Source organism: Sphingobacterium sp. CZ-2, from assembly GCF_004526235.1.
Taxonomy (GTDB): Bacteria; Bacteroidota; Bacteroidia; order Sphingobacteriales; family Sphingobacteriaceae; genus Sphingobacterium; species Sphingobacterium tenebrionis.
Genome location: NZ_CP038159.1, coordinates 674,363 through 688,400, shown reverse-complemented (window position 1 = coordinate 688,400; position 14,038 = coordinate 674,363). Strand labels below are relative to the sequence as shown.

The window sequence follows — 14,038 nt, the reverse complement described above, 5'->3', positions numbered from 1 at the left end:
CAATATCTCATAAAGATCTTCAGGTGCCTATATCGGCGGTGTCCACCTCTTCCCATTCCGAACAGAGAAGTTAAGCCCGCCAGAGCCGATGGTATTGCCGTAACAGGTGGGAGAGTAGGTCGGCGCCTAATTTTACAAAGGAGCCCCGTTATCGATAGATGACGGGGCTTTCTGTTTTTATGCACCCCACGCGTCATTGCGAGGAACGAAGCAATCTTCCCGCATGTCATGCTGAGCGTAGTCGAAGCATCTACATGTGGTACCCGTACAGATCCTTCGACTGCGCTCAGGATGACATAAGGCGCCGCATATCCAAGGATTGCTTCCTCGTACCTCCTCGCAATGACGGAGGGCGCCATAGGTCTAGCTACTAAATACTAACTACTTAATACTAAAAAGGAAATTGCAAAGTTTTTGAACTGCAACCGAACGGTGGCTTATCCGATTCTTTTCTTCCAAGCTCATTTCTGCGAAGGTGATATCATATCCATTTGGAATAAAGATTGGATCATAACCAAATCCTTTAGTTCCAATACGCTCATTAATAATTCTACCTTCAATACTTCCTTCAAAAAAATGTTGTTCATTATTTATGTTTAAGGAAATAACGGTTTTGAAGCGAGCGGTTCTATTGGCATTATCACCAAGTTTTTCCAATACCAGATCAATGTTTTTCTCCATGTCCCTCGTTCCGGCATACCTTGCCGAATAAACACCAGGCTCCCCCTGCAAAGCATCAACCTCCAACCCCGAATCATCTCCAAAACAATCCACATTAAATCTTTCTTTTAGATAATCCGTCTTTTGTTGGGCATTCTCTTCAAAGGTCACCCCGGTTTCGGGGATATCCTCATGGCAACCAATATCTGCTAAGGAAAGTAGCTTGAACCTATCACCGATCATCTGTTGCACCTCTTCTAATTTATGGGCATTGTTTGTTGCAAATACTAATTCCATTCCTTTGTTATTTATTTTTTTTATAAGATGTTAAATGTAAATACTGTTAAATATATAGGTAATTATTTACCCTGTTAAAATACAAAAAAAGCATCAACCTCTTGGATTGATGCTAAACTACACATTAAATTTAACGGATTATGATTAAACAGTTTTAACAATTTAAATTAAAAGGCTTGGCAAAGCATGATTAAACAGCTTGGCTAAATATCGCCTCCTTGCTTTCCAAATTGGAACTTCCCATCAAATACTCATCCACCTTCCTTGCACATTCCCGACCTTCAGAAATCGCCCATACCACTAAGGATTGTCCTCTACGCATATCGCCTGCCACAAACACATTTTCCAAATTGGTCTTATAAGCTGATTCTGTAGCCTGTACATTTCCTCTATTATCCAACTGCACGCCAAGTTGTGTGAGTAAGCCTTCGTGTTGAGGATGCAGGAATCCCATGGCAAGGGTGACCAATTCGCAAGGGATTTCCCTAGCCGATCCTTCTACTTCTTTAAAAGATAGTGGTCTTCCCTGCTGATCGGTTTCCCATTCCAGATCCGCCACCAAGGCTGCACGCAGGTTCCCTTGTTCATCCCCTAAAAACTCTTTCGTACTAACACTCCAATGCCTTTGGCAACCCTCTTCATGCGAAGTCGTTGTTTTTAAAACCATGGGATAGCTAGGCCAAGGCATGGCAGAAGTACGAGCTTGGGGAGGGGTAGGCATCAGTTCAAATTGGGTAACCGATTTGGCACCATGTCTATTGGAAGTCCCTACGCAATCCGATCCCGTATCACCACCACCGATCACCAATACATTTTTTCCAGTAGCCGTTATTTCTGCATCTACAATAGTGGAATTCCCAACACGTTTATTCTGCTGTTTGAGGAATTCCATCGCATAATGCACTCCATTCAACTCCCGACCAGGAATATCCAGGTTTCGCGGAATGGTCGATCCACCGGTCAATACCACGGCATCATATTCCTGTAATTCCTTCGCTGGGACATTATTCCCTACTTCGGCATTCGTCCGGAAGATGATCCCTGATTCTTCCATAATCGCTACCCGACGGTCTATCACCTGCTTATCCAGCTTGAAATCGGGGATTCCATACCGCAATAGGCCACCCACTTTATCATCTCTTTCATAAACCACCACCTCATGCCCAGCCTTGTTCAACTGTGCGGCAGCGGCCAATCCCGAAGGACCAGAACCCACTACAGCCACCCTTTTCCCTGTTTTCAGGAAGCTCTTATGGGGTTTTACATAGCCTTTTTTATAGGCTATTTCGATGATGTGTTTTTCGATTTCTTCAATGGCAACCGGGTTTTTGTTGATGCCCAGCACACAGGCAGATTCGCACGGTGCTGGACAGATCCTACCCGTAAATTCCGGGAAGTTATTGGTCGAACTCAAAATCTGATAAGCTTCTTCCCATTTCCCATCATATACAGCGTCATTGAACTCTGGGATCACGTTGCCCAAAGGACAACCCGAATGGCAGAACGGAATTCCGCAGTTCATGCACCTTGCCGCTTGACTATTTAGTTGTTCATCCGAATACGGATTGACAAATTCCTTATAATGTTGTTTCCTGCTTTCCACAGCATCTTTCTGAGGGAGCAAGCGTTCATATTCTAAAAATCCTGTTGGTTTTCCCATGAAATTCCTGATTATGCGGTCACTAATTTTTTCAATAATACATTTTTGTATTCCCTTGGGAACACCTTTATAAAGCGGTGCTTTTCAACCGCCCAATCCTGAAGGATGGCGCTTGCTCTTTCACTCTTGGTCAATAGGATATGGCGTTTCAATAAGCTGATGATCGCTGTTTCGTCTTCGCTTTCCAAGGGGTCCAGATCCACCATTTCCTTGTTGCAGTTTTCCTTGAAATTGCCCTTGATGTCGTAGACCCATGCGATCCCTCCGCTCATGCCCGCAGCGAAATTCCTTCCGGTCTCGCCCAGAATCAATGCCCTTCCGCCGGTCATATATTCACAACCATGGTCGCCGATCCCTTCCACGACGGCCGTTGCACCAGAATTCCTTACCGCGAAACGTTCGCCAGCCATACCGTTGATGAACAAGTGCCCGGAGGTTGCTCCATATAAGGCGACATTTCCGATGATGATGTTCTCATGTGGCTGTAATTTGCTTTCCTTGCTTGGATAAATGGCCAACTGAGCGCCTGATAGTCCCTTGCCCACATAATCATTGGCTTCGCCTTCTAATTCAAAGGAAATCCCGCGCGTGTTAAAGGCGCCAAAGGATTGGCCTGCCGAACCTTCAAACTTAAAGTTTATGCTGTTGTCCGGAAGTCCTTCCGATCCGTAGATCTTGGAAATTTCATTGGACAATAAGGTGCCTATCGTTCTATCGGTATTCTTGACATGGAAGGTTCCAAAGACCGGAGTTTTGGTCTCCAATGCAGGTTTCGCCACATTCAATAAACCCCAATCCAATATCATTCCCATGCCATGGTCCTGTTCTTCGGTATTGTACAAGGTTTCCCCCTGCGCATTCGCCGCTACATGGAGGATGCCCGAGAAGTTGATTTTCTTGGCTTTCCAGTGTGGCATATCCTCTCGTTTCTTCAAAAATTGCGCGCGTCCAACCATCTCATTGATGGATTTGAAACCCAGTTCGGCCATGATCTCACGCATTTCCTCCGCTAGGAATCCAAAAAGATGGACGATATCTTCCGGTTTTCCGGAAAACAACTTCCGCAATTCCGGATCTTGGGTGGCCACACCAACCGGACAAGTATTCAGGTGGCATTTACGCATCATGATGCATCCACCAGCGATCAAGGCTGCTGTGGCTACACCCCATTCCTCTGCGCCCAATAAGGTCGCTATCACCAGGTCACGGCCAGTTTTCATCTGTCCATCCGCCTGTAGGACCACCCGACTGCGGAGCTTGTTCTGTACCAGTGTCTGATGTGCCTCTGCCAAACCTAATTCCCAAGGTAATCCCGCATGTTTGATGGAGCTGATCGGCGATGCACCGGTCCCACCATCATAACCTGCAATCAGGATAACATCGGCATGGGCTTTCGCCACCCCGGCAGCAATCGTGCCGACCCCTGCCTTGGAAACCAATTTTACATTGATCCGAGCATCCCTGTTGGCATTTTTCAGATCGAAGATCAACTGCGCCAAATCCTCAATGGAATAGATGTCATGGTGTGGAGGTGGAGAAATCAGACCCACTCCAGGTGTGGAATGCCTTACTTTCGCGATCCATTCATCCACCTTGTCACCTGGCAATTGGCCTCCTTCTCCCGGTTTTGCACCCTGGGCCATTTTGATCTGTATTTCATCGGCCTGGGTCAGGTAATTGGAGGTCACACCGAAGCGTGCAGAAGCCACCTGTTTGATGGCAGAGCGCATGGAATCGCCATTCGTTAATTTTTGATATCGGATCTCATCCTCCCCACCTTCGCCGGTATTGGATTTTCCGCCAATCCGGTTCATGGCAATTGCCAAGGTGCTATGGGCCTCATGGGAAATCGAACCAAAGGACATGGCTCCCGTAGCGAATCTTTTCAGGATTTCACTGGCTGGCTCTACCTGATCCAATGGAATAGCCGTGCGATGTTTGGCAAAATCCAATAAACCGCGTAAAGTGAACATGCGTTCCTGCTGGTTATTGATCAGCGAAGCGTATTTTTTATAGGATTCGTAATCGTTGTTGCGACAGGCCTGCTGCAGGAGATGCACCGTCTGTGGATTCCATAAATGGCCTTCGCCCCGACGTTTCCATTGGTATAATCCGCCTTCAGGCAATAAGGTCTGGCTAACTCGGCTGTGTTCAAATCCACGTTTATGTTTTGCCAAGGCTTCCTTGGCGATATCATCCAGGGTTAAACCTCCAATACGGGAAACGGCACCACAAAAGTATTTATCCACCACCTCGGCATCGATACCCAGCACCTCGAAGATCTGCGCACCATGGTAGGATTGTAAGGTGGAAATACCCATTTTGGAAAATATTTTCAATAAGCCATTACATACGGCTTTTACATAATTCTTTTTCAGGTCGTCCCAGGTCAGTTGGGTATCCATTTGCCCGGTTTCCTTCATGGTCCTGATGCTTGCCAAGGCCATGTAAGGGTTGATAGCCGTTGCACCGAAAGCCAGTAGACAGGCGAAATGATGGACTTCCCAGGCATCGCCCGCCTCCACGACCAATCCTACCGCACCGCGGTTGCCGGTTTTGATCAGATGGTGATGCACCGCAGAAACAGCCAACAGGGAAGGGATTGCGCAATGCTGCGAATCGATCGCCCTATCCGAAAGGATAATAACCTCAAAGCCATCCCGAACGGCATCATCCGCATAGCGGCATAAGCGTTCCAAACCCGCTTCCAAGGATCCTTCCTTGCCATCGGCACGGAAATAACTTTGGATGGTCTTTGCCTGAAAAACCCCGGTATCGATGGACCTTAATTTCTCCAATTCGGAGGAGGTGAGGATGGGATGCTCCAGGGTTACACAATGGCAGAATTTCTGATCCTCAATTAGGATATTGCCGGCATTGCCGATAAAAGTGGCCAAACTCATAACCAATCGCTCCCTGATCGGGTCGATTGGCGGGTTGGTCACCTGGGCGAAAAACTGTTTGAAATAACTGGAAATATGCTGAGGTTGATCGGATAGCACGGCTAAAGGAACATCCGTACCCATGGAACCAATAGGTTCATAGCCCGTTAAGGCCATAGGGGTAAGGATCGTTTCGATATCTTCGCGGCTATAACCGAAAGATTGTTGGTATTTGAAAACCGATTCTTTGGAAAGGTAAGTAAAGGTGACACGCGGATCGGCCAACTCATCCATTCGGATTTTATATTTATTGATCCAATCGCCATAAGGTTGCTGCCGGATAAGTTCGCCTTTGACTTCCTCATCCGAACGGATTTTACCCGCCTCCATGTCTACCACAAAAATCTTCCCTGGCTGTTGGCGGCCTTTTTTGATGATGGTTGATTCGTCAATTGGTAATGCACCAGCCTCCGATGCCACCACCACCCGGTCGTCTGAGGTAATGGCGTAGCGTAATGGGCGTAGGCCATTGCGGTCCAAGGTGGCGCCGATGATCTTTCCATCTGTAAAACAAAGTGCTGCCGGGCCATCCCATGGCTCCATCAAGGTGGCATGGTATTCATAGAATGCCTTTTTTAAAGGATCCATCTGTTCATTGCCATCCCAGGCTTCCGGAACGAGCATCAAGAGTACATGGGGAAGGCTTCTGCCGCTATGTAGCAGGAGCTCGACCACATTGTCCAGACAAGCTGAATCGGATTGGCCCTTATCCACTACGGGCAAGAGGATTTCCATTTCCTCAGCCGTAAAATAGGGTGAAGAATAGGCCCTAACACCGGCATAGAACCAATTGAGGTTTCCGGTCAGGGTATTGATTTCTCCATTATGGGCAATCATTCGGAAAGGCTGGGCCAATGACCAGGATGGAAAGGTGTTGGTGGAAAACCTGGAATGCACCAATCCAAAAGCGGAAACTACGCGCGGGTCTTTCAGATCCTCAAAATAGCTACCCACCTGGTAAGTGGTCAACTGACCTTTATAAATAATTGTTTTGCAAGAAAGGGAGGCGAGGTAAAGGGGTAATGGATAGGCTTGGTGTTTTTTGATCTTCTGGATGATCAGGCGGCGGAGCACATATAATTTGCGTTCAAATTCTTCGGTGTTTTTAACCTCTTCGGGTCTGGCCACAAAGAATTGAACGATTTCTGGTTCGGCACTTAAGGCCGTAGGTCCTATACCGGATCTATTGACCGGAACGGAACGAAAACCAAGGAAATCCATGTGACGCTCTGAAGCTGCTTCCACGATCACCTCGCGGCAGATCTTGTTCATTTCCTCATCCTTCGGCAGGAACAACATCCCTACGCCATAATAACCCGGTTCCTGTAATTGTATGCCTAAATTGATACATTCTTCCCATAAGAATTCGTGGGGAAGTTGGATCATGATACCGGCACCATCCCCAGACTCTGGATCACATCCACAAGCACCACGATGTTCCATATTCTCCAACATGGTCAGTGCATCGCGCACCTGCGCATGGGATTTCTGCCCCTTGATATGGGCGACAAAACCTACACCACAGGCATCGTGTTCAAATTCGGGATGATAAAGTCCTTCTTGCTGCATGATATTTTGAATATTAGATTGATTTAATAACGAGATTGCTAATATATGAATAAAAACTTGTTTTATTTATAATATTTATAATTTAATTAATGTTTTGTTGTTTTTAATGTAAATTATACTTGGTTTTATGATTGAATTTGTATTTGTTTCGCCATCTCATTATAAAAATGAAATATCATTCGTTACATTTGTTTATAGAACAAACAAATTATGGTCATCAAAGAAATTGAGATCTACCGTTTGAGCATTCCGATGGAACCATTTGTGATTGCAACGGGGGTTATGGATTATGCACAGAATACTTTTATTCGGGTTCGGACGGACGCTGAACTGTATGGGGTAGGCGAATGTTCCGCCTTTCCCATGATCGTTGGGGAAACACAGGAAACCTGTATTGCCGTGGCAAAGGATTTTGCCAAGATCTGGGTGGGGAAAGATCCCCTGGCATTAGCGGATCGCCTAGCAGAATTGCATACCTATATCGCGAAGAACAGTACCATCAAATCGGCCTTCGATATGGCCTTATATGATCTGGCAGCCAAAGCTGCCGGCGTTCCGCTCTACCAATATTTAGGAGGAACTCCTCGGGAGATCCATACGGATATTACCATTGGCATTGGCAGTGCGGAGGATATGGCGGCCAAGGCTTTGGCATTGTATGAGGGTGGGGCAGTGGCCCTGAAAGTCAAATTGGGGAAGAAGCCGCAAGAGGATATTGCCCGTATGAAGGCTATCCGGCAAGCGGTGGGTTTTGATATCCCTATCCGCATCGATGCCAACCAAGGTTGGACCTATGAAGAGGCTGTGGAAGCGTTGCAAGGATTGGAACCCTTGAAAATCCAATTCTGCGAACAACCGATGCGAACCTATAATGACCATCTGCTTGCTGCACTACGAGCGGAGACCATTGTTCCCATCATGGCGGATGAATCGGTCTATGATCATCATGATGCGGAGCGCATCTGTAGAACTGATAGTTGTGATTACATCAACATCAAATTCTCCAAATCTTCGGGTATTGCAGAATCGCTGAAGATACAGGCGGTAGCCAAGGAATATGGTATCCCATGTATGATCGGAGGGATGTTGGAAAGCCGTTTGGCATTGGCTGCCAAGGCGCATTTCGCCTATGCGGCAGATAATGTGAAATTCTATGATCTGGATACCTGCATGGTGGGCCATCTGGAAGATCCAGTAATTGGGGGAGTAGTTTATGATGGCTATGCCATCAAGCTGACCGATGGTCCGGGCATCGCGGCTGATATTTCGGAAGAATTCTTACAAAAATGCGATAAATGGCTGGTATGATCTACGCACAATTAAATAACGACAGCTGGAATCTGGGAGTAAGTGAGGTATTGATCCTACTTATTCTGGTCTTGATCCTGGCCTTTTTCTTTTATATTTTCCGGAAGCTATTGAAGCGAAAGTAAGTTCGTTTACGGCTGAAATTTGGGTATAAATGAGTACCTTTGGGAACATTTATCAGAATTAAAGATTATGAGTACACAAAGAGGACCTATTTCTCAATTCATGGAGAAAAACTATCTTCATTTTAATGCTGCTTCGATGGTAGATGCGGCGAAAGGCTATGAAGATCATTTGGCAGCGGGTGGTAAAATGTTGATTTCATTGGCCGGTGCGATGAGTACCGCAGAACTTGGAATTTCCCTAGCTGAAATGATCCGTCAGGATAAAGTGGCTATCATTTCCTGTACTGGTGCGAACTTGGAAGAGGATGTGATGAACTTGGTGGCTCACTCTCACTATAAGCGTGTTCCAAATTACCGCGATTTGACGCCTCAAGATGAATGGGAATTATTGGAGAACCATTACAACCGTGTAACCGATACCTGTATCCCAGAAGAAGAAGCTTTCCGTCGTTTGCAATCCCATTTAGAAAAGGCTTGGAAAGACGCAGAAGCTGCTGGCGAACGTTATTTCCCACACGAATTTTTATATAAAGTTGTTCTTTCCGGAGATCTTGAACAATATTACGAGATCGATCCGAAGAACTCTTGGATCTTGGCAGCTGCAGATAAAAATATTCCAATCATTGTACCGGGATGGGAAGATTCTACTACAGGTAATATCTTCGCCTCCTACGTGATCAAAGGCGAGTTGAATGTACACACGGTTAAAACCGGTATTGAGTACATGATCTATCTTACAGAATGGTACCGCGCGAATTCTGGTGGTAAAGGAGTAGGATTCTTCCAGATCGGTGGTGGTATTGCCGGAGATTTCCCAATCTGTGTGGTTCCAATGATGTATCAGGATTTGGAATGGCATGATGTTCCTTTCTGGTCCTATTTCTGTCAGATCTCTGATTCGACCACTTCTTTTGGTTCTTATTCAGGCGCAGTTCCGAATGAGAAAATCACTTGGGGTAAATTGGATACCGAATCCCCTAAATTCATCGTGGAGTCTGATGCAACTATCGTTGCGCCATTGATCTTCGCTTGGGTATTGGGTCAATAGTCCATATTTTTGATTTAAGAATAGGTTTTAGAAATGGCAGATAGCTTACATACAACGAATCCCGTTGCGCTTCAAGCGTTGATGTCGGAAACCTTATTTATACCAAAAACTCCTCAGCAGGAATTAACTTCTGCTGAGGAGTTTATATATCAAGGGGATAAGAGCACAGGGGTGTTGTTTATTCTGCGGTATCCGGATTATCCTTATTTCTCGCCGGCGGCAGAAGAGGCTTTTCTGAAAACCATAGGTGCATTGCAGCTCCACGCTGGAAATGTGGCTGTAGTCAATCTGGCCAACCCGCATAATCCGAATGATTGGAAACGGATCATGGCCTTTTTCCAACCGAAGAAAATTACCTTATTGGGTGTGGAACCTATTTCTTTGGGCTTACCGGCCATCGCACATAATTCTTATATGCACGGAAAGATAGCAACGGTCTTTAATACCTTCAGTTTTGAAGAGATGTTTGCCGATGTGCAAAAGAAAAAGATGTTCTGGATGGAATTTAAATCCTTTATGGGTTAGTCGAGCTGTTCTGTTCTTCTTCTAAGTTTTCTACTTCTTTTTTGGTCTGAACAGGATTTTCTACTTTTTTCTGGGTTGGATTTTCTATACTTTTTTGAATAGGATTTTCCTTGCTGTTTTGATCAGATGAATTCTGCTCTGGATCGTCTTTGCCATTCTGGTCTGGAACAACAGTTTCCTTGCTGCGTTTTCTGTTCATCATGTCTTCCACGGACTTTGGCCTGTCCTGAGGCTTCCAAATAAAGCCGGGTAGTACCTCATTCTCTTGGGTTACCAGTTTGAACGGATAAAGCTTCTGGTCAACCTTCCTTTCCGAAACATAATCATTGATTTTTCGGTCTACCATACGTATTTTGATCCGGCTACAGCGGTCATGGAACATCTCTTTGATGATCTTTGTTTTATCATCTGCATTGAACACAAGAGCCTCCGCATTTCCTGTTACGAATAGGCGTTCGATATTGTTATTGGCAAAGAAGGCGACAATCTTTCGGCCTTTTAATTGATTGAACTTAACAGTATCCAGGACTGCATTCACCATAAAAGCATTCTCTTTTAATAATGCATTATCCATTTTGTTGTTCTTGATCTGCATAAAAATAGTATCTGCAGAGATCTGGGATCCATCCGACCAGATCATGGGTTTACCCATAAACCTGAACATGGAATCGACCATTCCGTAATAAACGGAGTCAGCAACAGCCTGAAGGTCTGATTTGAAAACCCTGACATTATTGTAGGCATTCACGATCCGGGTTCTGGCAGTATCCGAAAACATAACGGTGGAATCTTTCACCGTTGTATCGGCTTTCAGCGCTGAATTCATGGCCTTCTTCATCAAACTATCCGGCTCATTTCCCGTTGGTATTACCGCATTTCTGCGCAGGATGCTATCGGCTTTACTGATGGCCTGTATCTGTTTCGGATCCACAGCCACCGTGTTCTGGGTTGAAGGATTTGAGTTACTAACCTTTGGTGTTGTTTTTTTCTGGACAGTTTTAGCAGGAGTAGTCGGTTTTTTTGGATCCTGAAGGATTTTCTCACCGGCAGTCTGTGGGTTTTCCTGGATGGAATCTCCAGCAGCATTAAAATCCATATCCTCCTCATCCCCATAATCCACATCGGTATCTTCTTGGAGTTTTCCTCCCGATCGATCTAATTTTAAATCCAAAGGCTTATAATCCCTAACTAAAATAACCTTGGAAAATATGGTGTCAGCCGTCATATAGGCTGTGTCGATCCTGGTATTGGTTTTAGCGGTAGGCGCAAGGATACTATCCTGCTTGGGAGGTTCAATAGTTTTAAGCTCTGGGTTCTTCGCCAATTCCTTCTGCCTTTCCTTTTCGAGCTTTTCAGCCGCTTTTAAACGTTCTTTCTCGGCCTTTTCTTTTTCTTTGGCCAATTTTTCCTGATCGCGTTCAAGCTGCCTGATCTCTTTGGGGCTTAAGTTAGCCCTATCGATCGTATCTGTAGCTGTTGAATCCGCATTCCCTGTGGAATCTGATTGAACAACATATTTGATCAGTGGGTCGGTATGCATTAGGATAGACTGATCGGCCTCTAAGTACTTACCATACTCGCCATTGGCATAAAATTTATCCAAGGTATCTACGAATACCACATTCCTAAAAGCTTCTCCAATGCCTTTCTCCCGATCGTAGAATAAGCTGTCGCCTTTTAAAAAGCGAGATCCTTCGGTGTATAAGTTGTTTTTGTTGAATTTCGCAACGCCAAAGGCGGTGTTGTATTTACCACGCTCTGTATATAATTTCTCCCCTTTTCTACCATTGATATTCGTAGGGCCAAAGAAAAAGGCATCCCGATACATGGTATTGTATTGTAGGGAGTCCGTATAAATTATGGCGCCAGGCGAACGGACTACCACTTTGTTACGGAAATAAGCATCCTTGGTCGTTTCGAAATAATAAGCATTTCTAGAGGTGATGGTATCTTGACGACCAATAATTCGGCCTCCATTCCTGTAGGAACCACGTTGGGATCCCGTATTATAGGTCAAGTGGTTGGTGGTCAACGTAGTTTCGCCATCAATCATCCTCACATTATAAAGTAGGGTTGCTTGCTGTGCAGCTGCATCATAAAACAAATCATCCCCAAAAATGACCGTTCCAGAAGGCTGTGTGATAATGATATTTCCTTTTGCCTTAAAATATTCCCTACCATCTTCTTCTTTGTAATAATCGCCAGAATCGGCTGCCAATCTCGATCCCTTATGTTCATACAATGCATTATACGCCCGGAATATTTTTTGATTTATGGCTTTAACAGAAGAAGAACTTAACAAACGAAGTTCATTACCTGCAGGTTGAGCCTGTGGTGTAACGGGAATCTGGCCATAACTGGCCAAACAGATGATGCTTAAAAACAGTAGAATAAGGTATCTCACAAGCGCAAAAATATACAATTAATTAGCAAAAATTTGTTAAACAATAATTTTTAATAGCAAAGGGGATGCAAAGTTTATTATATCTATTTTTGAAGAATGGATGCAAAGGCTTATTTCTCGCATTTCTTAACAAAAAACGAACTGATAAACCGTTCCGAAAAAGTGCTTTTGGCAGTCAGTGGAGGTAAGGATTCTATGCTGATGCTGCATCTGATGCATGATTTGGGCTATCAAATCAGTATTGCCCATTGTAACTTTCAATTACGGGGCAAGGAGTCCGATCTGGATGAAGAATTGGTGAGGAATTACGCGCTTCAGCATCAAATTCCTTTCCATGTTATCCATTTTGACACCGAGGAATACGCCGATGAACATAAAATATCCATTCAGATGGCTGCTCGTGAACTGCGTTATGAGTGGTTCGAGCAGTTAAGGATCGAATTTGGATATGGGAAGATCGCGATTGCGCAGCATCTGAACGATCATATCGAAACTTCCCTATTCAACCTGACCAGGAGCACGGGATTGAAGGGCCTTTTGGGCATTTCCATCCAGCGAGATCACCTTATCCGCCCCTTGATGTGTTTTACTGGAGCGGAAGTGGATAAAATAGTGAAAGATCTTCAGGTTCCCTACCGTGATGATCAATCGAATTTTTCCAATAAATATGCCCGGAATAAAATCCGGTTGGAGATTATTCCCAAGTTCAAGGAAATTCAGCCTGATTTTGAGCAGATATTCTTGGAGAACATCAAGCATTTTGAAGAAAGTTACCAATTCATCCAACGTATTGTTTCGGAGAGAAGAAAAGAGTTGTTTCGTGAAGATGGTAAATATGTTTACATCCAACGAGCAGACTTATCGGAAAACCTTTCTGATTCCTACTTTTTATTTGAGCTGTTTAAACCTTTTGGTTTTCAAAAAAGTATTCTGGAGGAAATGATTGCGGTATGGGATAAGCCGATGGGGCAGGTATTTGAATCATCGGATTATGAGCTATTGATGGATAGGGATCAATTGATCATTAGAAAGAGATCAGGATTAAAAAAGGAGCAGAAGCTGCTAATATTAGAAGATAATGTTAGTAAACATTTAAGCGCAGGAGAAAGCGTAAGCTTTCCTTTTCTAGATTCGTATTTAACCTTAGGCCGTTTAAGAGATCTTGAGGTTGAAGATCCTAAATCATCGAAACAAAACACAAACACAAACACAAACGAAAATGGAAAGTCTGAAATCCATATCGATGCAGACCTCCTCCAATTCCCATTAAAATTACGCTTTAAGCAACAAGGAGATTATTTCATTCCTCTGGGCATGACAGGCAGGAAGAAATTGAGCGATTTCTTCATCCAGGAAAAGGTCAACCGCTTTGAAAAGGAAGAGATTCCGATCTTGGTGAATGGCAATGGAGAAATCATCTGGGTAGTCGGCATGCGGTTAGATAATCGCTATAAAGTGACTGAAAATACAAAGAAAGTACTTACATTAGTGTTCAAATAG

General features: G+C 44.5%; 9 protein-coding genes and 1 rRNA gene. 6 read left to right on the top strand and 4 right to left on the bottom strand.

Going from position 1 to position 14,038, the window contains the following annotated elements:
• Positions 1 to 19: 19 nt before the first annotated feature.
• Positions 20 to 131: ribosomal RNA gene (rrf, locus tag E3D81_RS03070) — 5S ribosomal RNA — on the top strand.
• 250 nt (positions 132 to 381) lie between these two features.
• On the opposite strand, the gene E3D81_RS03065 is transcribed toward rrf, so the two are convergent.
• From E3D81_RS03065 to gltB, 3 genes are all read right to left on the bottom strand, one after another.
• Positions 382 to 957 carry a non-canonical purine NTP diphosphatase gene (locus tag E3D81_RS03065; RefSeq protein ID WP_134776353.1) on the bottom strand — a complete coding sequence of 192 codons (576 nt, stop codon included), beginning with the start codon at positions 955 to 957 and terminating at the stop codon, positions 382 to 384.
• A 190-nt stretch (positions 958 to 1,147) separates the two neighbouring features.
• Positions 1,148 to 2,617, bottom strand: coding sequence for a glutamate synthase subunit beta (locus E3D81_RS03060; RefSeq protein ID WP_134776352.1), 1,470 nt, complete (start codon positions 2,615 to 2,617; stop codon positions 1,148 to 1,150).
• 11 nt (positions 2,618 to 2,628) lie between these two features.
• Complete coding sequence (gltB, locus tag E3D81_RS03055) at positions 2,629 to 7,128, bottom strand: glutamate synthase large subunit (RefSeq protein ID WP_134776351.1); 4,500 nt, start codon at positions 7,126 to 7,128, stop codon at positions 2,629 to 2,631.
• A gap of 210 nt (positions 7,129 to 7,338) precedes the next feature.
• Between gltB and E3D81_RS03050 the strand changes: the two genes are divergently transcribed.
• The 4 genes from E3D81_RS03050 to E3D81_RS03040 all read left to right on the top strand — a co-directional run bounded on the left by E3D81_RS03050 (position 7,339) and on the right by E3D81_RS03040 (position 10,134).
• A complete protein-coding gene (locus E3D81_RS03050; protein ID WP_134776350.1) occupies positions 7,339 to 8,436 on the top strand; it encodes a mandelate racemase/muconate lactonizing enzyme family protein in 1,098 nt (365 codons plus the stop codon).
• A complete protein-coding gene (locus E3D81_RS17555; protein WP_262708799.1) occupies positions 8,433 to 8,561 on the top strand; it encodes a hypothetical protein in 129 nt (42 codons plus the stop codon). Before E3D81_RS03050 ends, E3D81_RS17555 begins: the two co-directional genes overlap by 4 nt.
• A 67-nt stretch (positions 8,562 to 8,628) precedes the next feature.
• A complete protein-coding gene (locus tag E3D81_RS03045) occupies positions 8,629 to 9,609 on the top strand; it encodes a deoxyhypusine synthase family protein (RefSeq protein ID WP_134776349.1) in 981 nt (326 codons plus the stop codon).
• A gap of 33 nt (positions 9,610 to 9,642) precedes the next feature.
• Complete coding sequence (locus E3D81_RS03040; RefSeq protein WP_134776348.1) at positions 9,643 to 10,134, top strand: hypothetical protein; 492 nt, start codon at positions 9,643 to 9,645, stop codon at positions 10,132 to 10,134.
• Here the strand turns inward: E3D81_RS03040 and E3D81_RS03035 are convergent.
• A complete protein-coding gene (locus E3D81_RS03035) occupies positions 10,124 to 12,538 on the bottom strand; it encodes an OstA-like protein (protein WP_167554215.1) in 2,415 nt (804 codons plus the stop codon). The genes E3D81_RS03040 and E3D81_RS03035 overlap by 11 nt on opposite strands.
• Positions 12,539 to 12,634: 96 nt before the next feature.
• Here E3D81_RS03035 and tilS point away from each other — a divergent pair, with 96 nt between their 5' ends.
• Positions 12,635 to 14,038 (top strand): tRNA lysidine(34) synthetase TilS, encoded by a 1,404-nt coding sequence (tilS, locus tag E3D81_RS03030; protein ID WP_134776346.1) that lies wholly within the window; start codon positions 12,635 to 12,637, stop codon positions 14,036 to 14,038.